Consider the following 19,643-nt stretch of genomic DNA (forward strand, 5'->3'; position numbering starts at 1 on the left):
CAAAGGCGCCTGTCGGGATAAAATCGCCGGGCGCGCTATTATTTTGATAAACGTCGATCTCAGAGTGATACGCGGTGCGAGGTGGCGATGGCGCGCGGCGCTGAGCGTCTTTGGCGTCAGCGCTCTCCTCTGCTGGCCAGCACGGTGTTTGCTGTGAAGGGCGGGCGAGGGCGCGTACCGGCCTGCTCGCCCGGCGCACGTTAGCTTAAGGTATCAATCCATTCGCTCTGGCGCGGGTTCTGCCGACGATAGCAGTGTACCGACACCGCCAGCTGCGTCAGGTCGGTGAAGACCATCGGATCGAGCTGAATATGCTTTTTAATCTGCTGCAGCCGGTAGGTGAGCGTATTGCGATGAATCCCCAACAGCAGCGACGTTTTGCCCGGCTCGGCGTTATTGGCAATAAAGCTGCTGAGGGTATCCAGCAGCACTTCGCCGGAATCATGCTCAAGCAGCTGGCGTACGTTATTGATAAAAAAATTGACCATATAGCTGTCTTCCAGCACCCGGAACAGGCAGAGCATCGCCATTTCGCGAAAGTAGTAGATCTGCCGCTGCGGCTGCACTTTGCTCCCCACCTCAATCACCGAACGGGCGAATCGGATGGCCTCGCGAATATCCGGAGCGCTGTCAGCCTGCACGCCAATGCCGATATGGTAATGGCTGATCTGATTGCTGAGGACAAACTCGATGCCCCGCAGCAGCGTTTCCTGGGATTCGCTCAGCGTATTGAGGATCAGGATCTCATTGCTGCCCAGCAAAATGACGTCTCTTACCCCGGCCAACTGCGAGAATTCTCGCAGCAGCGTACTCAGTATTTCGCTTAGCTGATGCTGTTCAACCTGCACGGTCACCACGACCGGCACCAGCGGCGCATCAAAAGCGAAGCCAAGCTCCATCAGGCGATGAAGTGCTTCCTGTCCGGCGGGCGAAGCGCCTTGATCAAGATATTGACCAAACAGGGTATCGCGCAGACGCTGTCGCCAGTTGGTTTCCCGCATCTCTATGGCCTGGCGGACCAGCAGCTCGGCGGTGAGTACCGCCAGTTCAGCATAGCGGCTGATCGCTGCGGGATCGCCGCTGATGCCCACCACCATCACCACGCGATCGTCATAGATAATGGGATGATTAATACCGGGATGCACATTCTGGAAACGCGCGGCTTCCGCGGTGTTGTTAATACAAATGCGTTTACCGGTACGTATCACCTCACGGGCGATCTCATGCTGCTCGCCGATACGATGCCGTTCACCTGAGGCAATGATCTGTCCATGATGGTCAATCACGTTCACGTTATGATGAATTATCGCCATTGCCCGGGCGACAATTTCATTAGCCAGCGCCGTCGTAATAATCATACAGTTATCCGCTTATGTGCCTCTCCGCGCCGCCCGCTCAGAAAGGTTCGTAGAACATTCTCCGCTGCGTCGGCGAGGAGCTGTTCGCATGTGTTCATCGACTCCGCCAGCGGCATAGGGCGCTGGCAAATAGACCACATCGCGTCAATATGGTGTTGATACAATTGCCGACTGCTCTCATCGCGTCCGCCGCAAAGGGCCACAACCGGTACGCCGTGGCGCGCCGCTTTGCCCGCCACGCCCACCGGGGCTTTACCAAAGGCGCTCTGACGATCGAGCCAGCCTTCCCCGACGATGGTCAGCGAGGCATCGCTAAGATGGCGGTCGGCGTTAAGCAGTTCCAGCACCAGGTCAATGCCCGGGCGCAGCGTGGCGCCCGCATAGGCGATCAGCGCGGCCCCCATACCGCCCGCGGCCCCGGCGCCGGGCCGTTCGCTGATGTCGTAGCCGAGCGTTTGCGTAAGCTGCCGACTGTAGTGCGCCATACCCGCCTCCAGTTCCCTGAGCGCGGCCTCGTCCGCGCCTTTCTGCGCGCCATACACCCAGGTGGCGCCATTTTCCCCAAGCAGAGGATTCGTGACGTCGCAGGAGGCCTGTATTTCGGCCTGTCGTAAGCGCGGATCCATGGCGCTTAAATCGATGCGCTGAATATGCGCAAGATCCTGACCCGCCGCGGGAACCGGCAGCAGCGTGCCGTCCTCGCGCCAGAAGCGGGCGCCAAGCGCCTGGGCAAAACCGATACCGCCATCGTTGGTCGCGCTGCCGCCCAGCCCGATAATCAAATGCCGACATCCGGCATCCAGCGCCGCTTTTACCTGCTCGCCCAGCCCAAAGCTGCTGGCCAGACGCACATCCCGCTGCGCTTTCGGCGTGAGCTCCAGCCCACAGCTTTGCGCCATCTCGATAATGGCCCGTTCGCCGGGCAGGATCAGAAACGCGGCCTCTACGGAGAGACCGTAAGGCGAGGTGCAATGCTGCTGCTGCCACCTTGCGCCCTTCAGCTGCGGACTTTCCGCAAGGGCCGAGAGCAGCCCCTCTCCGCCGTCCGACACGGGCATTTCGACCAGCTCCAGCCCCTCGTCAACCCGGCGCAACCCCTGTGCTACCGCTGCGCAAGCGGCCTGCGCGCTACAGCTACCCTTAAACGAATCCAGCGCGATAACAATCTTCATGCGTTCTCCTGCGTTAATGCGCTTTGCGCGGCGTTTTATCGGTGGTCATGAGCTGCAATAACATCCCCAGCAGCGCGCATCCCGCCATGGTAAAGAAGGCGTAGATATAACCCGCCGGATTTTCCCATCCCCCACCGAACTGGATGAGCCAGCCCATAAGCAATGGCGAAATGCCGCCGCCGATAAACATCGCCGTGGTGATAATGCCGTTGGCGGTAGAGGTGGCGCGTTCTTCGGCGGAGTCCGAAGCCATTGCGTAGTAAATAGGCCACACGGCGTTGGCCACCAGGCCAAAAAATAGCTGAATGGCGATAAGACGCGGCATATTGGTGGCGAAATAGAACAGCGCAATGCCGATACTCATCCACAGACCGCAGACGATCAGAGTACGTTTACGGCCAAAGCTATCGGACAGCCAGGGCCAAATTATCTGGCCCAGGGTACCGGTAAGCGTGAAGATAATACTTAGCCCGGCGGATGCTGCCAGCGACAGGCCGGAGACGTGATAAAGATACGGCGGCAGCACAACGTTAATGCCCATATAGACAATTTGCGTCAGCAGGGTATTGCCCGCCGTTAGCGAAATATTGCGGTTGCGCAGGGTGCGTAAAAAGGTCTTCATCCCTTCGCCTTTGGCAACATGGCTGCTTTCCTGGGTCGCCGGGCGCGTCATCCCCTGGCTATCGATATGCTGATAAAGCGTGTTGATGCGATCGGCGGTGGAATATTTCGCCCAGAAAATCATCAGCGGGATGGCGACGATCAGCGCCAGCAGGAAGCAGTAGCGCCAGCTGCCTTCGCCAAATGCGGAAAGCACCAGACTTGCCACCACGCCGCTCAGCAGCGCGCCAATCGGATAGCCGGTATGATGCACCCCCAGCGCGAAGCCGCGTTTCTCTTTCGGCCACCACTCTGCGGTGTTGCTGACGCCGACGGGCTCGCCCCAGCCGGCCCCGAGGTTGACGCCAACGCGCAGCAGCACAAAGACCGTCAGCCCGTGGCTGATCGCTTTAATACCGGAAAGAAAAGAGAGGGCGGTATAGCCCAGCACCAGCGGTACCTGAAAGCGCGCTCGTTTCCAGCCTGAACCGTAGCGATCGCTCCAGATGGAGCCGGGGATATCCAGCACCGCGAGGGCAACCATAATCAGGGCGACGACGTTGCCCCACTGTTCCGGCGAGAGCGAAAACTCTTTAGAGATGACCGGGCCAAGGCGCAGGATCATCTCGCGATCGTAGGCGTTAAGCACCCAGATTAGCCAGCAAACCAGCAGCGAAACCCAGGAGAAACGATGTATCAGCCGCTTTTTTCCACCTTGTTCGCCGGCAGGTGTGTGATTGATTGTTGTCATAGTCGTGTTTACTCCGCGGCGTCGCGACAGCATGATGCGCGCCGCCTGGTGTCAGGGTCAGAGTCAGTTCGCCGGGTATTATTGTTATCGCGGCGAGCCGGAGGTTCGCTTAGCCGGCAAAACGCCGTTCCGCTACGCCGGTCACGCCCAGGTCGTACAGGGCGAACAGGCTGCCGCGCAGCTGATTATCTTCCGGGAAGCGCGGGAGGGGCGGCTGCGCCATTGAGGTGACGTACAGCACGTCAAGGTTTTCGCCGCCGAACATAACGCTGGTCACTTTTTTCACCGGCATCTCAATGATGCGATCGACCTTGCCCTCCGGCGTGTAGCGCACCAGCTTGCCCGCGTAGACCAGCGCGTTCCACAGATAGCCTTCGCTGTCCACGGTGGCGCCATCCGCCGCGCCGCCTTCGCTGCTATCGACACGGCAAAAGACTCGTTCTCCGGAGAGATCGCCGGTCGCGGTGTTGTAGTCCCAGGCGCAGATTTCGCCCGTCCAGGTATCGGCAAAATAGAACGTCTCGCCGGAGGGGCTCCAGCAGGGGGCGTTAGAGACGATGATATTTTTCTTCAGCACGTGTAGTGACAGATCGGCGTCCAGGCGATATAGCGCGCCGCTCGGCTCCTCTTCACGCATATCCATCGATCCGAACAGAAAACGTCCCTGACGATCGACTTTGCCGTCGTTGAGCCGGTTAAAGGGCCGGTCCGCTTCCGGATGGTGCAGCAGCGTCAGCTCGCCGCTGGCGAAGTCGAGCAGATGTACGCCATTCTGTAGCGCCACCACCGCGCCTTCGCCGTTCTGGCGCAGGGCGAACGAGCCAATTTTCTGCCGCACGTCCCAGCTCTTAATCGCGCCGCCCTGCGCGTTACAGGCGAACAGGCGCCCGTCGAGGCTGTCCACCCACCAAAGACGCTGCTGTTCGACATCCCAGACCGGGCTTTCGCCGAGTCGAGTTTTTAAATCCAGTAAGACTTCGATGCGCATAAGGACCTCCTGATTACGCTTTTTCGCCGCCGGCTTGTTTTGCCGATGCTCTGCCAGGGGATGACGAACTTTTGATGAACAGAGACACCAGCGCGCCGATGATCAGTAGCGCGACGGCGAACCATAAGCCGGACGTTGCCGCGCCGGTGCGATCCTCAAACGCGCCGAGAATAAACGGCCCGAGAAAGCCCCCGCACAGCCCGAGGCAGTTAAGCAGGCCGAAGCTGCCCGCCAGCATATGCCCGCTCATGATCGAGGGGAGCCAGTTAAAAATGATGGATTGCATGGCGAAGAACATGAAGGCGGCCAGCGAGAAGCCAAGCAGCGCCACGCCGTGGCCGGCAATCGCGCCAATCGCCATGCCGGTCGCCATGACCAGATATCCGGCCATCAGCATGCTGCGCGAACGCTGTTCCGTCCGGGCGAAACGCGGCAGCAGGATCCCGCCAGCGGCGGCTGCGATCCACGGGATGGCGGTCAGCAGACCGATCTGCAGCGGAGTAAGCTGGCCCCAGCTACCGATGATCCCCGGCAGGAAATAACTCAGGCCGTAAACCGAAAACTGATGGGTAAAGTAAATCAGCACCAGTAACAAAAACACCCGGGTGGTGAGCGCGGTTTTCAGGGAAAATCGGCTTGGCGTATGGCGCGTCTCCTCGGCTTCTTTCTCCAGTACCGCGTTGATAGCCTGCACGTCGTCGCTGTCCAGCCAGCGGGCGTCGGCGGGTTTATCCGGCAGTCTGCGCCAGACGACGAAAGCCAGCGCTATCGCGGGCAGCCCTTCGATAAAGAACATCCACTGCCAGCCGTGCCAGCCGGACATTCCATCAAGGCTTAATAACAAACCGCCCAGCGGCGCGCCGATAATGTTGGCCAGGCAGACCCCCAGCAGGAACAGACCGGTGGCTTTAGCGCGCTCTTCGCGGCCAAACCAGAGGGTCAGGTAGTAAATAATGCCCGGATAGAGCCCCGCTTCGGCAGCGCCGAGCAAAAGGCGCATCACGTAAAAGGACGTAGGCCCGGTGACAAACGCCATACCGCAGGAGATGATCCCCCAGGTGATCATGATGCGGGCGATCCAGCGCCGCGCGCCAATCCGGGTTAAAAACAGGTTGCTGGGGATCTCCAGCACCGCGTAGGTGAGAAAAAACAACCCGGCCCCGAGGCCGAATGCGGTTGCGGAAAGGCCGATATCCACCGACATGGTCGCTTTCGCCATGCCAATATTGGTGCGATCAATAAAGCTGATGATGTACGCCACGATAAGCAGCGGCATCAAATGGCGGTAGATCTTTTTATGGGTGCGCTGTAGTGGCGTCCCGTTTACCGCCTTTTCATTTATTGCGGACATGGTTATTATTTCCCCGTATTCGTGGTCAGAAGCCTTGCCGGGATCGAGACGATCCCGTTCGTCAGCTCACAGGTTGTCGCCGGGTGCTGACCCGAACGACGCCCGGCCCGAAGCCCCACTTCGGGCCGTCTTTTCCTAAGCGCCTTCGCGCTCGAACAGCATAGAAATCCCCTGGCCGCCGCCGATGCACATGGTGACCAGACCGGTGCGCGCGCCGCTGCGCGCCATTTCATACATCAGTTTGACCGGCAGGATCGCACCGCTGGCGCCCACCGGGTGGCCGAGGGCGATCGCGCCGCCGTTGACGTTAACGCGGGCTGGATCGAGACGCAGATCGTTCATCACCGCCAGCGCCTGGGCGGCGAAGGCCTCATTGAGTTCAATTAAATCGATGGCGTGAACATCCATATTGAGACGGTCCATCAGGCGTCGGGTGGCGGGAGAGGGGCCAAACCCCATAATCTCCGCGCCGCAGCCGGCGACCGCCCAGCCGCGAATGCGCATGCGCGGAGTTAAGCCGCGCTGTTCCGCCTGCTGGCGGGTCATCATCACCAGCGCGGCCGCGCCGTCGTTAATGCCGGAGGAGTTGGCCGCCGTCACCACGCCGTCGGCTTTAAATGCCGGACGCAGCGCGGCGAGCTTTTCGCGCGGGGTGTCGCGCGGGTGTTCATCGGTCGCGAACAGGCGGGTCGCTTTTTTGCCGTCCGGCACCTCAAGGGCCAGAATCTGCTCGCGGAAGCGATCCTCAGCGATCGCCTTCAGCGCCTTCTGCTGGCTCGACCAGGCGAAATCGTCCATCGCTTCACGGGTAATACCGAAGCGTTGCGCAACGTTTTCCGCCGTGATGCCGTTGTGATAAGGCCCTTCCGGCCAGGTGAGGATGGAGATCAGTCCATCTTCCAGCTCGCCGTGGCCCATGCGATAGCCATCGCGCGCTTTGCGCAGGTAGTAGGGCAGCTGGGTCATATTTTCTGTTCCGCAGGCGACGACCACCTCGGCCTGGCCGCTTTGCAGCTGCATCATGCCGTCCGCCAGGGCCTGAAGTCCGGAGCCGCACTGGCGGTTAACCGAATACGCGGTGCTCTCCTGCGGGATCCCCGCCCGCAGCTGGCAGATGCGGGCGATAAAACCGCTTTCGGCGATTTGCCCGACGTTGCCGACGATCGTTTCGTCGATATCCTGCGGCGCAAGTCCGGCGCGGGCGATCGCTTCGCGAATGACCGCTGCTCCGAGGTCATGCTGGTGGGTATGCTTAAGACTGCCGTTAAACGTGCCAATAGCGGTACGGACGCCGCTGACAACCACAATATCATTAGCCTGTGTCATCGTTTTTCTCCTTACAGCACCATGCCGCCGCCGACGTTAATCACTTCACCGTTGATATAGCGCGCGCCGTCAGACGCCAGAAACGCCACGCACTCGCCAACGTCTTTCGCCTCCCCGGCGTAGCCCGCAGGGATTTTGTTGATCATGATTTGCCAGACGTTTTCCGGGACGCCGCGCGTCATATCGGTATCGATAAAGCCCGGGCAGATGGCGTTAACCGTGACGCCTTTTTTCGCCAGTTCGCGGCAGGCGGTTTTGGTCATTCCCACCACGCCGGCTTTTGACGCCGAATAGTTGGTTTGTCCGACGTTGCCAAGCCAGCTGGCGGAAGCGATATTGATAATGCGGCCCGCGCCGCGCTCGCGCATGCGGACGGCGGCCTGCTGCATACAGAGAAAAGTGCCCTTCAGATTGACATCGATCACCGTGTCCCAATCCGCTTCGGAGAGTTTGTGCAGCATGGCGTCGCGGTTGATTCCGGCGTTATTCACCACAATATCCACCGGGCCAAACGCCTCTTCGGCCTGGGAAAACAGCGCTTCGACCTGCGCTTTTTCACCGATATTGCAGCTGATAAACAGCGCCTGTGCGCCCGATTCGCGCAGGGACGCGGCGGCGGCTTCGCCGTGCGCGTCGCGATCGGCGATGATCACTCGCGCGCCTTCCCGCGCAAGCACCTGAGCAATGCCAAAGCCGATACCGCGCGCGGCGCCGGTAACAATGGCGGTTTTACTGGCAAGTTTCATAGCTAATTTCCTTGTGAGTCAGAGGATGTATTCCGGGACAGATGTTCCGCGAGGCCGCAGGGCTGCGGGGTGAACAAGCGACTGTCCATAACCTGAAGATCCGCGGCGATCGCCGGACGAAAATCCATATGCGCCAGGATGTCGCGCTCAAGATCGATACCGGGGGCGATTTCCGTCAGCACCGGCCCCTCCGGGCGTAGTTCGAAAACCGCCCGTTCAGTGACGTAATGCATGGTTTGTCCTTTGGCGCGGGCCAGCTCGCCGTTGTAAGAAATCTGATTAACCCCGGCGACGAATTTACGTACCTCGCCTTCGCGCCGGATATGCAGGGCCCCTTGTTCACAGGCGATCTCCAGCCCTTTGGCGGTAAAAGAGGAGCAGAACACGACGTGGCGGGCATTCTGGGTGATATCGATAAAACCGCCCGCGCCGGGGCAGGATGCGCCGAGCCGCGTGGCGTTGACGTGGCCGTGCGGGTCCATCTCACCGGCGCCCATAAAGGTGATATCGACCCCCGCGCCGTTGTAATAAAGCATTTGATCCTGGTGGCTTATCATCGCGCTCAGGTTACGACCAATGCCGAAATCAACGCCGCCCGCCTGCTGCCCGCCGTAGATCCCTGATTCCACGGTGATGGTGACCTGCTCGCCGAGCCGTTCTTCGTGAATGATGGCGCCAATAACATCGTTGGGAATGCCGGTGCCGAGATTGATGACGCAGCCTGGCGTCAGATAGCGGCAGGCAATTCGTCCGATAAGCTTGCGCAGGTCGAGCGGCAGCGGCGCGTTCTGCGCGGCGGGTAGCTGGATATCGCCGCACAGCGCCGGATCGAAGTCCCAGCTGGAGGTCTGGCGATGATCCGCTTGCGGCTCTTCGCACACCACAATGGCGTCGATCAGGTTGCCGGGAACGGTGATGCTTTTCGGATGCAGCGAGCCTTTCGCCACGCGATATTTCACCTGCGCCAGCACCTTCGCCCCATAGCGTCTGGCGGCGAGAACCGCGTGCAGAACTTCCAGCTTCATCACCTCTTCATCGGTCGTGAGGTTGCCGTCTTCATCAGCATGGGTGCCGCGCACAATGACCACGTCCAGCGGAATGGCCGGGTAGAACAGATATTCGTCGCCGCGAAACGTCACGTGCTCGATCAGATCGGACCGTTCGCGGGTGCGGGCGTTCATCCGCCCGCCTTCCATGCGCGGATCGACAAAGGTACCGAGCCCGACGGGGGAAAGCCGCCCGGTAAGCCCGGCGGCCATCGCGCTATAGAGATGGACGATCTGCCCCTGCGGCAGGCACCAGGCTTCCACTTCGTTGTTGTTGATCATCGCCATCCAGCGCGGCGCCAGGCCCCAGTGCGAGCCGATAAGCCGCGTCACCATACCCGGATGGGCGAAGTGCTGGATGCCGCGCTGGCGATCGCTTTGCCCAGCGGCATGCAGCAGCGTCAGGTCGCGCGGTTCGCCCGCGGTCAGAAAGCGCGCTTCGATAGCGCTTAAAATGGACTCCGCCGCGCCGATAAGCGTCATCCCGACGGTGCAGACGGTGTCGCCGCTGGCGACCCACTGCGCCGCTTGATGGGCGTCGATAAATTTGCTGCTCACTTTTTATCCTCCGTTGATAGCGTGATGATGGATTCCGCGAGGCGCGTTTTGAGCTGCTGTTTGCTCACTTTTCCGTTATGGGTACGCGGTAAAACGCGGGTGAAAATAATGCGCGCCGGCAGCTTAAAGCGGGCGATTTTGATCTTTAGCCAGCCGAGGATCTCTTCGCTGGTCAGGTGGTGCTGGCCGTCCGGCACGATAAACGCCACCGGCTCTTCGCCATAGACCGGGCTGGGGGTCGGGATCACGGCAACTTCCCGCACTCCCCGATAGGTAGAGAGGATGTTCTCCAGCTCCAGCGAGTAGATCTTCTCTCCGCCGCGATTGATCATGTCCTTGCTGCGGTCTTTGATGTACAGCCAGCCTTCGTCGTCGAGATAGCCCAGATCGCCGGTACAAAACCAGCCCTGCGCATCGCAGCTCGGGCGTCGTTCGCTGTGCTGCCAGTACTCGCGGATCACCACATCGCCTTTTAGCCAGATATGCCCGATTTGCCCGGCGGGGAGGGGCTGCTGGCGATCGTTGCGGATCGTAATGGCGAGGCCGGGGATCGCCTGGCCCGAACTGCCGCATTTATCGCTGCCCCAGACGTCGCCCGGAAAAATCGTCGCGGGTGAGGTCGTTTCGGTGAGACCGTAGATCGGCTGAATCGCCGTATGCGGAAACAGGGTTTTTAACTCGTTGATCAGTCCGTCGCTCAGGTGGCCCGCGCCGCAGGCAATCGTGCGTAGCGCGGGAAAATCGCCCGGATGGCTGGCGCTCTGCTCGCGCGCGGCCTGGCACAGTAGGATAAAAATGGTTGGCGAGCCGTGCAGAAAGGTAATGTTCTTCTCGCGCAGGGTGTTGATCACCTGCGGGGCGTTGAACCGGTGCTGAAGCCAGATGCTCGCGCCGAGGCTAATAAACAGCGCCAGCAGCGCCGACAGGCCGGTGATGTGATAGATAGGTACCGCCAGAATGGTGCTATCCGCGGCGGTGAGATTCAGTTTTTGCGTATAGGCGTCAATCGCGCAGAGCAGGTTATTGTGCGTGATAATCGCCCCTTTCGGCTCTCCGGTGGTACCGGAGGTGAACATCATCACCGCCGTATCGTCGCGGTTAACCGGGACCGGCTGGCGGGTCAGCGGTTCGGGAAGTGAGAGCGCCTGCCATTCGCTGAGTGAAACCGCGCGCGCGTCGGGGGTGTGTTTCAGCCAGTCCTGTACGGTCGCATCGAACAGCACGACCCGCGGGGCGATATGGCCCACCAGCTCCTCGCTCTCGGCCTGCTTAAGCTTAGTGCTGAAAGGCACCACTTCGATGCCCAGACCAAGCGCGGCAAAAAGGACCTCGCAAAAAGCGGGATGATTCCCCCAGGCCAGCAGGATTCGGTCGCCTTTGCGCAGCGACCAGACCTGGTCAAGCTGCGCCATCGCTCGCTGTACCCGCAGGTGAAAATCGCGGTACAGATAGCGCCGATCCTCAAACGCCAGCGCCAGGGCATCCGGGCTACGGGCGGCGCTGTGGCTCAGGGCCTGGTACAGATTCTGGAAGTCGGCGGAGGTGCTGCTCATTTGTCTCTCCTGATATTACGTATTGACTGGAAGTAGTCTGGGGAAATTCAGGAGAGGAAATTGCCGAATGGCTCACAATAGAAAATCAACAAAACAGAAGCAATTTTGTAACATTGCACAATAGGCAGGAGAGGCCGGGTGGGGGGGAGAAAATCTGGAATCAGGCAGGCTTTTGTAAAGCCTGAGGAAGCCCGCTTTTAGACCCGTATTAACCGGGCCTAAAAGGGAGAAGGGGATCAGGCCGGCCGCTTAGCGCTTAAAGGCATCGAACTCGAGCCGTTCGCCATCGGGGCCGCGAATAAGCAGGAAGCGCACGTTGTCTTCTTCTATCGGCCCTTCATCGAGCGGATAACCGAGCGCCGCCAGCCGCTGCTGCACCGCATCCAGGTCGCGGACTTCCAGCGCCAGATGATCGATACCGCAGCGAGGAGCGTCAAAGGGCGTTCCTGCGGGAAGCTGATACAGCTCGAGGACGGCGCCCGCCATTTCCAGGAACGCGACTTCAATAGTGCCCTGCGGCGACGGCTTGCTAAACCGCTGCTGGCGCTGAAAGCCCAGCGGTTCATAGAAGGCAAGCGAACGCGTTAAGTCACTGACCTGATAGCCAATATGAGCAATTGTGTTGATAAGTTCGCGCATGTTATACCCCCTTACGCACGCACCAGAAACCGTAGAAAGCGACATACACAAAGCACAGGAGCGGAGCGATAAAGGCGATTTGCATATTGCCGCCGTTCATATCCGAGATAATGCCCATCACCAGCGGAATAACGGCCCCGCCGATAATCGACATCACCACGATCGAGCCTGCGGTCTGGGTATCTTTCCCCATCCCTTTGATGACCAGACCAAAGTTCGTCGGCCAGCATGGCGCCATACAGAAGCTGACCAGAATGAGCGCATAGACCGCCAGCATTGAACTGCTGAATACGGCAACCAATAAAAGGACAGTGGCGGCCAGGGCAAAGCTACCGAGCAGCAGCGCCGGGTTCAGGCGGTTCATCAACCAGGTGGCCACGGTTTTACCCACAGCGTAAATCACCAGAGAAGCCAGCAGCCAGTAAGTCGCGGAGTGCTCGCTGGTGCCCTGCTGCACGAGCTGCACAAAGCGAATCGTGAAGCTCCATACGCCAACCTGGGCGCCGACGTACAAAAACTGCGACAGGATCCCGAGGCGAAAGCGCGGGATAGCAAACAGGCGTTTCAGCGTAGGTCCCATGCTTTCCGTCGGGAGTTGCTGCTGCTGAGAGGGCGTGCCCTTGCACGACGGGAATTTAATAAACACGAACACCAGCGCCAGCACCACCAGCACGGAGCCGATAATCAGATAGGGTCCGACCACCTGGCCGACCATTTGATGGCGCGCAGCGTCCGCGGCGGCGGCGGGCATCGCCAGCAGCTGTTCATGGCTCGGATCGTTCTCGCCAAACACCATCACCTGGCCAATCAGCACGCCGGAAATCACGCCCAGCGAGTTGAAGATCTGCGAAAAGTTAATGCGCTGGGTGGACGATTGAATCGGGCCCAGCAGGCTTGAATAGGTGTTTGCCGACGTTTCCAGAAAAGAGAGTCCGCAGGCGATCACCCCCAGGCAGGCGAGGAACGCGCCGTAGGTCATGATCTGCGCGGCCGGAACGAACAGGAAGCAGCCGAGGGCGTACAGGCACAGCCCAATAATGATCGCCGCTTTATAGGAATAACGCTTTATCAGCGCCGCCGCAGGCAGGGCGACAAAAAAGTAGCCGAGGAAAAAAATCGACTGTACCAGCGCCGTCTGGGTATCCGTTAAATCGAAGCCCTTTTTAAACTGGGCGATCAAAATATCATTCAGGTTGCCCGCCATCCCCCATAGCGCAAACAGGCAACAGACCAGTAAAAATTGCAGCCAGGGGGTATGCGGTAAATACGCGCTGGTGTCCAGTTTTTCATTGTGGACCGCCGCTTTATCGACCTTATCCGTGATTAGCGTACTCATTGAGCTATCCTCTTAATGGTTTTTATACAGTAGGGTTTATGCCATTTCATAATCAGAGGCGGCACGCAAAAGCCGTTCTCGTGCCTCCTGGTACTCAGGTAAAGATGATGCGCCCTGCTTTTCGACGCTGACGGCGGCGTAGGCCGCCGCAAATCGGGCTGCGGCATGCAGCGGCTCGCCGCAGGCCAGTCGCGCCGCCAGCGCGCCGTTGAAGGCATCGCCCGCGCCGGTGGTATCGCGGGGATGAGAAGGAAAGCACGGAATAGGGGATTTCACGCCCTGCTCGCTCAGCAGGGCGCCCTTTGCGCCGAGGGTGATAATGACGTTGCGCGCGCCCTGAGCATGCAGCGCATCGGCGGCCTCGGCCGCGGCCGCCAGAGAGTCAACCCGGCGCCCGGTCATTAACCCGGCCTCCGTGGCGTTCGGCGTGAGCAGATCCACTTTGCTTAGAAAGGCGTGCTCAACGGGCTGCCAGGGCGCAGGATTGAGCACCACGAAGGCCCCGGCCTCTTTGCCGGCGTCAACGACCTGCTCAATGGCGGAAAGATTGTTCTCCAGCTGAACCAGCACCACATCCGCGCAGCCGATAGCGGGAATGCAGCCGGCGATTTCATCATCGGTCACCGTCATATTCGCGCCGGGGTCGACGGCAATCATGTTTTCGGCATCATTGCCGGCCACATAAATCAGCGCGTTGCCGGTGGGGACGTCTTCGGCGACCAGCAGCGTCACGGCATTGAAGCCCACGCCTTTCAGATGACGGCGGGCAAAATGGCCGAAGGTATCATTGCCAATCTTGCCGATATAGTGGACATTCGCCCCCGCTTTTAGCGCGGCGGTGGCCTGGTTCGCCCCTTTCCCCCCGGCGCTGGTCATACTCCCGCAGGCCACTAACGACTCGCCCGGTACCGGAAAGCGCTCCACCCTGGCAACCATGTCGAAATTGAATGAACCAAAAACACAGACTTTTCCTGACATCATTCGCTCCTTTATACGAGCTCGGGGGAGTGCAGCGCGGCGGACAGATCGCGGGACATTTTTTCCCAGGCCTGCTCAAGCGGCATATCCGGGCGGAATAAACCGCTGCTGCCCATGACCAATATCTGCGCCCCGGCTCCCAGCAGCTCGCGGTAGGTGTTGCGATTGCATGAGCCGTCGACTTCCAGCAAGAAGCTGAGGTTGCCGCTCTCTTTTAGCTGATGAAGCTGCGCGATTTTGGCGAGCATTTCGGGAATAAAAGGCTGACCGGCATAGCCTGGATCGACGGTCATCACCGTCACCTTATCGAGCAGATGCAGATAGTGCTGGATGCTCTCAACCGGCGTGGCGGGATTGAGCACCACGCCCACCTCTTTCCCCGCCTGGCGAAGCATATTGATGAGCCGGAAGGCTTCGCGGCAGATGGTTTCCGGATGCAGTGAAATAGCGTCAGCGCCGGCTTCTATCAGCGACGGGATAAACGAGGCGGGCTCTTCGACCATCAGGTGGACATCGATGGGAAGCGATGTGTAGGGACGAATTTGCGCCACAAAGCTGGCCGATAGCGCCAGATTTTTGACATAGTGGCCGTCCATTATGTCGACATGCAGCCTGTCGGCTTTGCCGTTTAAAAAGTGCAGCTGTTCCGTCAGCTTCATCATGTCCATACACATGAGCGAGGGAGAAAGGTAATAACGCATAAGGCCTCATTTATTCCGGTAGTGGCTGATTTCAGGCAAAGTCTGGCCCTGCCGCGGGAAGCAGCGTTTCGACATTGCGCGTATTAACCGTCACGTCATGACGGCGTACTCAGGCGATTTGTAGGCCGACGTTATGCCAGGTCATCTCTTTTTCCAGCAGCGGATCGACAAACTTTTCGGTCACCAGACAGTCCAGCTCGCCCAATCCGCCGATGCGCGCGACGCCTGTTCGCCCCAGCTTGCTGCCGTCGACCAATGCCACGGTCTGACGGGCCGCCAGCATCATCTGTTTCAGCAGCGCAGCGTGGGCTTCCGTACCCGCATATAAGCCGCTATCGCGCTCCAGACCCTGGCAGGAGAAAAAGAGCGTATCGATGGCATACTCGCGCAGCGTTCGTGAGGCAGTTTCACCGAAGAACGACTCTTCGGTCGGGGAGAAGTCGCCCCCCAGCCCCACGAGATGCAACGAGCGTCGGCTCATCAGGGTTTGTAAGATGCGGATGGAGGGCGTAATAACCGTTAACGCCATCTCCGGCATCTGCCGGGCCAAAAACCAGCTGGTGCTGCTGCCGTCCAGGACGATGGTCTTTCCCGGCTGGAGAAACTGCAGCGCTTTACGGGCAACGCGCATTTTGCCTTCGCTGTGCAGCAGCGTTCTTTGCTGAAAGCTTCCCTGGCTATCTTCGACCGGCAGGGCGGACGCTGCCGCTCGGGTCGTCGGCAGCGGGTTTTCCGCCGCCAGCGCTCCGCCGTGGCTCCGATTTAAGATCCCTTTCCGTTCCAGCTCGCTCAGATCGCGGCGAATCGTTTCCCTTGAGACCCGAGTCGCTTGCGCAATCTCATTCACCCGCATCACGCCGCGTTGGCCCAGCAGTTCAACAATCAAACGATGACGTTCCAGCGGCAACATAGCTCTCTCCTGAAGTACATAATCAGATTACCTTTCCCTTGCGCAGGGCGTTGAGACCTCGGGAATGTCCGGCGAAGGCGAGCTTTTCGCTGCCGGACAGTGTGATAGCGCACGCATTTCGGCTGCACTGCCGCCAGCGTTTTTGCTATCTCGCCCGCTATTCAGGCATAAACAAAAACAAACAAAAATAAATGCAATATTGCCTTTGCGCCCGTTTATGACCGTTTACGCCCGCTTTGCGAGGGCACTGTTCATTTCTTGCCTGCTAATTAAAAACAAATGAAAATAAAAAAATGCTAAATCGATCACGTTATTTTCATTTGATGCGTTTTTAAATGGATTTAAGCCGAATAACAGCATTAAATGAAAGTAATTAAAAACAAAGAGCAGGATAAGACCATGAATGAAACAACCCATCGTTTTGCACGTTTAGTTGACCTGAGCGCAGTCCAGGCCACCAGTACCGAAGCGGACGTTCGCGCCTGCGCCGAGCTGGCTGCCCGATACAACATTATTTCCGTCCACGTTCTGCCCTGCTGGACGCGTTTTCTCAGTACGTTGCTGCCGCAGCAGGGCACAGGAGAGGTGATGATTGGCGGGCCGGTCGGCTTTCCCGGCGGCGGGCATGCCACCGACACCAAGGTTCAGGAGGTGCGCCAGCTGATTGCCGACGGCGCCCGCGAAGTGGATATGGTGGTGAATATTGGCAAAGTGTTATCCGGCGATTATGACTATGTGCGCGAAGATTTGCGCCGCGTGGTGGAAGCCGCCGCCCCGGTACCGGCCAAAGTGATCCTCGAAACGCACTATCTCAATGAGGAGCAGATTCGCCGTGTGTGCGATATCGCCGTAGAGGTGGGGATGAAGTGGGTCAAAACCTCTACCGGCTGGGCGCCCACCGGCGCCACGGTGGAAAAAGTCAGCATCATTGCCGACCAGCTTAAAGGCCGAATCGATATCAAAGGGGCCGGAGGCATTCGCGATCTGGCCACGGTGCGCGCGCTCTACCAGCTTGGCGTCCGCCGCTTTGGCATGAGCCATGGCGCGGTCACAAAGGTGCTGGCTGAACTGGAGCAGCATCCGGAACGTTTTCCCGAGCTGAACGCCGATTAAACTGAGAGACCGCGGGCCTGATGGCCCGCTTTAAGAGGTCACCGGAGTCAGTGATGAAAGATAAAATACTCACGATTGATGTTGGCACTGGCAGCACCCGCGCCGCTATTTTGCGCATTGACGGCGCGATGATCGGCTTTGCGCAAAGAGAGTATGAGCAAACCACGCCGCGTGCGGGCTGGTCAGAACAGGCCCCTTCTCTATGGTGGCAGGCCGCCTGCGACTGCATACGCGAGGTGCTTTACCGCTATCCTGAAACGGCTGCGCAGATTGCGGTTATTGGCGCCTGCGGGCAAATGCACGGTACCGTTCTACTGGACGATCGCGGCGAGCTGGTGGAGGACAGGGCGCTGCTGTGGAATGATAAGCGTAGCCAGCCGCAGGTGGATGCCTTTAGCGCGCGCGAAGGGCGGGAGAAGTGGCTGGCGCATTTAAATAATCCACCCGCGGCGGCGTGGCCCGCTTTTAAATTAGCCTGGTGGCGTGAACATCATCCGGAGCGCTGGCCGCAGCTCGCCAAAGTGTTAATGCCGAAGGACTATATTAATTTCATGCTGACCGGCGCCCTGGCGACCGACTATAGCGAGGCGTCCTGCTATTTCCTGATGGACAGCGAAACCCGCGCCTGGTCTTCGCAAGCCTGCGAAACGTTTGGTCTGCGGGTCGATCAGCTACCGGATCTTAAACTTTCCAGCGACATAATCGGCCAGGTGACCCCACGCGCAGCCGGCCTGACGGGCCTGCCGGCGGGTATCCCGGTGGTTGCCGGTACGTCGGATATGGCGGCCTCTTTACTGGGTTCGGGAGTGTATGAACCGGGGATGGCGTCCGACTCTACCGGCACGTCGACGCTGATTACGGTGGTATCGCCGCGGCCGTTGCGCCATCCGTTGGTCAATAACCTTCATCTGGCTAACGCGGCCTGGGGCGGATTTACGATTCTCGACGCCGGCGGCGATGCCGTCCGCTGGGCGCGGCTGGCGCTGGCCGATAACCAGATTACGCATCCGCAGCTTTTGCAGGAAGCGGCAGCGGTGCCGGCGGGCGCGGAAGGGCTGCTCTTTCTTCCCTATCTGACCGGAGAACGCCTGGCCGAACACACGAACTCGCGGGCGCAGTTTTTCGGCCTGCAGCGTAAGCATCGCCGCGGTCATTTATTCCGCGCGGTCCTGGAAGGGGTGGCCTTTGCGTCCTGGCGCAATCTTCGCCAGCTGCAGGCGTGCGGGCAATATCCGCAACAAATGATCGCTTCCGGCGGCGGCGCGCGCAGCCCGCTGTGGCTTGAAATCAAAGCCGCGGCGTACAATCTTCCGATATTATCTACGCGCAATCAGGAGAATGGCGTCACCGGATGCGGTATTATCGCCGGGGTTGGCGCGGGGCTGTACGCCGATTTTGCCAGCGGCGTGCGCCAGACGGTGCAGTTCGACAAACTGATTTCGCCAGATCCCCGTCTGCGGGATTATTACCACGCCTGCAGCGAGCTTTTTGATACGCTGTACCGGCAATCCACCGCCTTATACGACAGGCTGGATGCGCTCAGCGTGGGACCCGACTGATACGCAAAGGTAAGCCAGCGCCGCATCGCGCGTAACGTGCCGTAAATAAGAGAGAGGCAGAATGTTTGCAGAAGAAAGACAGGAGAAGTTGCTCAGTATTCTCAGGGAAAAACGCAAAGTGGCTGTTTCTGAGATGTGTGACGTCTTTAATGTATCTGGCGCCACCATTCGTGCCGATCTCCGCCAGCTGGAAGATGAGGGGCTGCTGACCCGTACCCACGGCGGCGCCGTTCTTCGGACGCGGGCGAGCTTTGAACAGGCGTCGGACGCGCGCGAAATTGTTAACCTCAGCGCGAAAGAGCGGATCGGCCAGCGCGCGGCGGCGCTGGTTGAGGATGGCGACATTATCGTGCTGGATACCGGTACCACGACTCTGCATATCGCGCGCAATATTCGCGACCGACAGAACGTTACGGTGGTCACCAATGATTACCAAATCGCCCGCGAGCTGGAAGCCAGCCCCTCTATTCAAACCATTCTGCTGGGTGGGATCGTCAAGAAGGGATACCACTGCGTGGTGGCGATCAACGGACGTTCCATACTTGATACCCTGAACGTCGATAAAGCGTTTATGGGCGCCAATTCGCTGTCGCTGAAACACGGCGCCTGCGTGGCCGATATCATGCTGGCAGAAACGAAACGCGGCATGGTTGAACACGCCAGTCAGGTGATTATCGTCTGCGACTACAGCAAGCTGAATAATACCTCGCTTGCCCAGTTTACCGCCGCGGATCGTATTGATACCGTGGTGGTGGATCGTCTGCCTGATGACGTTCAGGCGTATCGTCATGCCGGCATTCAGGTGATCTCTCTGGATGAAGAGGCGCATCTCTAGCGTGCGGTTCCGGCGGCGCTAATTTAGCGGGAGAAGACGTTTTATTTTACGCGTTGCCTCTGTGGTAAAACTTTTCTCTTTATTAAATGCGTAACGACCTGTCTGGGTTGGGGGCAGCGCCTC

The 19,643-nt window shown here is 59.2% G+C and carries 17 protein-coding genes; 3 read left to right on the forward strand and 14 right to left on the reverse strand.

Features of this window, described 5'->3' with window-relative positions:
* Window positions 1-200: 200 nt before the first annotated feature.
* From KO1_RS14665 to KO1_RS14730, 14 genes are all read right to left on the reverse strand, one after another.
* Window positions 201-1,358, reverse strand: coding sequence for a CdaR family transcriptional regulator (locus tag KO1_RS14665; RefSeq protein ID WP_047720701.1), 1,158 nt, complete (start codon window positions 1,356-1,358; stop codon window positions 201-203).
* The gene (locus tag KO1_RS14670; protein ID WP_064406958.1) at window positions 1,355-2,530 is read right to left on the reverse strand and encodes a glycerate kinase; all 1,176 of its coding nucleotides are present in this window, start codon (window positions 2,528-2,530) and stop codon (window positions 1,355-1,357) included. The genes KO1_RS14665 and KO1_RS14670 overlap by 4 nt, the downstream gene beginning before the upstream one ends.
* 13 nt (window positions 2,531-2,543) lie before the next feature.
* A complete protein-coding gene (locus KO1_RS14675) occupies window positions 2,544-3,914 on the reverse strand; it encodes an MFS transporter (protein ID WP_168421980.1) in 1,371 nt (456 codons plus the stop codon).
* Between the two features lie 76 nt (window positions 3,915-3,990).
* Complete coding sequence (locus KO1_RS14680) at window positions 3,991-4,869, reverse strand: SMP-30/gluconolactonase/LRE family protein (RefSeq protein ID WP_004115225.1); 879 nt, start codon at window positions 4,867-4,869, stop codon at window positions 3,991-3,993.
* Between the two features lie 13 nt (window positions 4,870-4,882).
* Complete coding sequence (locus KO1_RS14685; protein WP_004105428.1) at window positions 4,883-6,220, reverse strand: MFS transporter; 1,338 nt, start codon at window positions 6,218-6,220, stop codon at window positions 4,883-4,885.
* 135 nt (window positions 6,221-6,355) lie between these two features.
* Entirely contained in the window at window positions 6,356-7,546 is a 1,191-nt protein-coding gene (locus tag KO1_RS14690; protein WP_004105426.1) for a thiolase family protein, read from the reverse strand.
* A gap of 11 nt (window positions 7,547-7,557) precedes the next feature.
* Entirely contained in the window at window positions 7,558-8,292 is a 735-nt protein-coding gene (gene fabG / locus KO1_RS14695; protein WP_004105424.1) for a 3-oxoacyl-ACP reductase FabG, read from the reverse strand.
* 2 nt (window positions 8,293-8,294) lie between these two features.
* Window positions 8,295-9,896, reverse strand: coding sequence for an acyl CoA:acetate/3-ketoacid CoA transferase (locus KO1_RS14700; protein ID WP_064406960.1), 1,602 nt, complete (start codon window positions 9,894-9,896; stop codon window positions 8,295-8,297).
* Complete coding sequence (locus tag KO1_RS14705; RefSeq protein WP_004105421.1) at window positions 9,893-11,449, reverse strand: class I adenylate-forming enzyme family protein; 1,557 nt, start codon at window positions 11,447-11,449, stop codon at window positions 9,893-9,895. The genes KO1_RS14700 and KO1_RS14705 overlap by 4 nt, the downstream gene beginning before the upstream one ends.
* Window positions 11,450-11,698: 249 nt before the next feature.
* Window positions 11,699-12,088: a VOC family protein gene (locus tag KO1_RS14710; RefSeq protein ID WP_004105420.1), complete on the reverse strand. Its 390-nt coding sequence runs from the start codon at window positions 12,086-12,088 to the stop codon at window positions 11,699-11,701.
* Window position 12,089: 1 nt separating this feature from the next.
* Entirely contained in the window at window positions 12,090-13,424 is a 1,335-nt protein-coding gene (gene fucP / locus KO1_RS14715) for an L-fucose:H+ symporter permease (RefSeq protein ID WP_004105419.1), read from the reverse strand.
* Window positions 13,425-13,460: 36 nt separating this feature from the next.
* On the reverse strand, window positions 13,461-14,402 hold the full coding sequence (locus tag KO1_RS14720; RefSeq protein WP_016809705.1) for a ribokinase: 942 nt from the start codon (window positions 14,400-14,402) through the stop codon (window positions 13,461-13,463).
* Between the two features lie 11 nt (window positions 14,403-14,413).
* Window positions 14,414-15,103 carry a D-allulose 6-phosphate 3-epimerase gene (gene alsE / locus KO1_RS14725; protein WP_004115216.1) on the reverse strand — a complete coding sequence of 230 codons (690 nt, stop codon included), beginning with the start codon at window positions 15,101-15,103 and terminating at the stop codon, window positions 14,414-14,416.
* A 109-nt stretch (window positions 15,104-15,212) separates the two neighbouring features.
* The gene (locus KO1_RS14730) at window positions 15,213-16,013 is read right to left on the reverse strand and encodes a DeoR/GlpR family DNA-binding transcription regulator (RefSeq protein WP_004105414.1); all 801 of its coding nucleotides are present in this window, start codon (window positions 16,011-16,013) and stop codon (window positions 15,213-15,215) included.
* A 363-nt stretch (window positions 16,014-16,376) separates the two neighbouring features.
* Here KO1_RS14730 and deoC point away from each other — a divergent pair, with 363 nt between their 5' ends.
* The 3 genes from deoC (at window position 16,377) to KO1_RS14745 (ending at window position 19,520) form a co-directional block, all read left to right on the forward strand.
* A complete protein-coding gene (gene deoC / locus KO1_RS14735) occupies window positions 16,377-17,126 on the forward strand; it encodes a deoxyribose-phosphate aldolase (protein ID WP_047720705.1) in 750 nt (249 codons plus the stop codon).
* Window positions 17,127-17,179: 53 nt separating this feature from the next.
* Complete coding sequence (locus KO1_RS14740) at window positions 17,180-18,685, forward strand: xylulokinase (RefSeq protein ID WP_016809707.1); 1,506 nt, start codon at window positions 17,180-17,182, stop codon at window positions 18,683-18,685.
* A 61-nt stretch (window positions 18,686-18,746) separates the two neighbouring features.
* Window positions 18,747-19,520: a DeoR/GlpR family DNA-binding transcription regulator gene (locus tag KO1_RS14745; RefSeq protein ID WP_016809708.1), complete on the forward strand. Its 774-nt coding sequence runs from the start codon at window positions 18,747-18,749 to the stop codon at window positions 19,518-19,520.
* The last annotated feature ends 123 nt before the right edge of the window (window positions 19,521-19,643 follow it).

It is taken from the genome of Klebsiella oxytoca NBRC 105695 (genome assembly GCF_001598695.1).
GTDB lineage: Bacteria > Pseudomonadota > Gammaproteobacteria > Enterobacterales > Enterobacteriaceae > Klebsiella > Klebsiella oxytoca.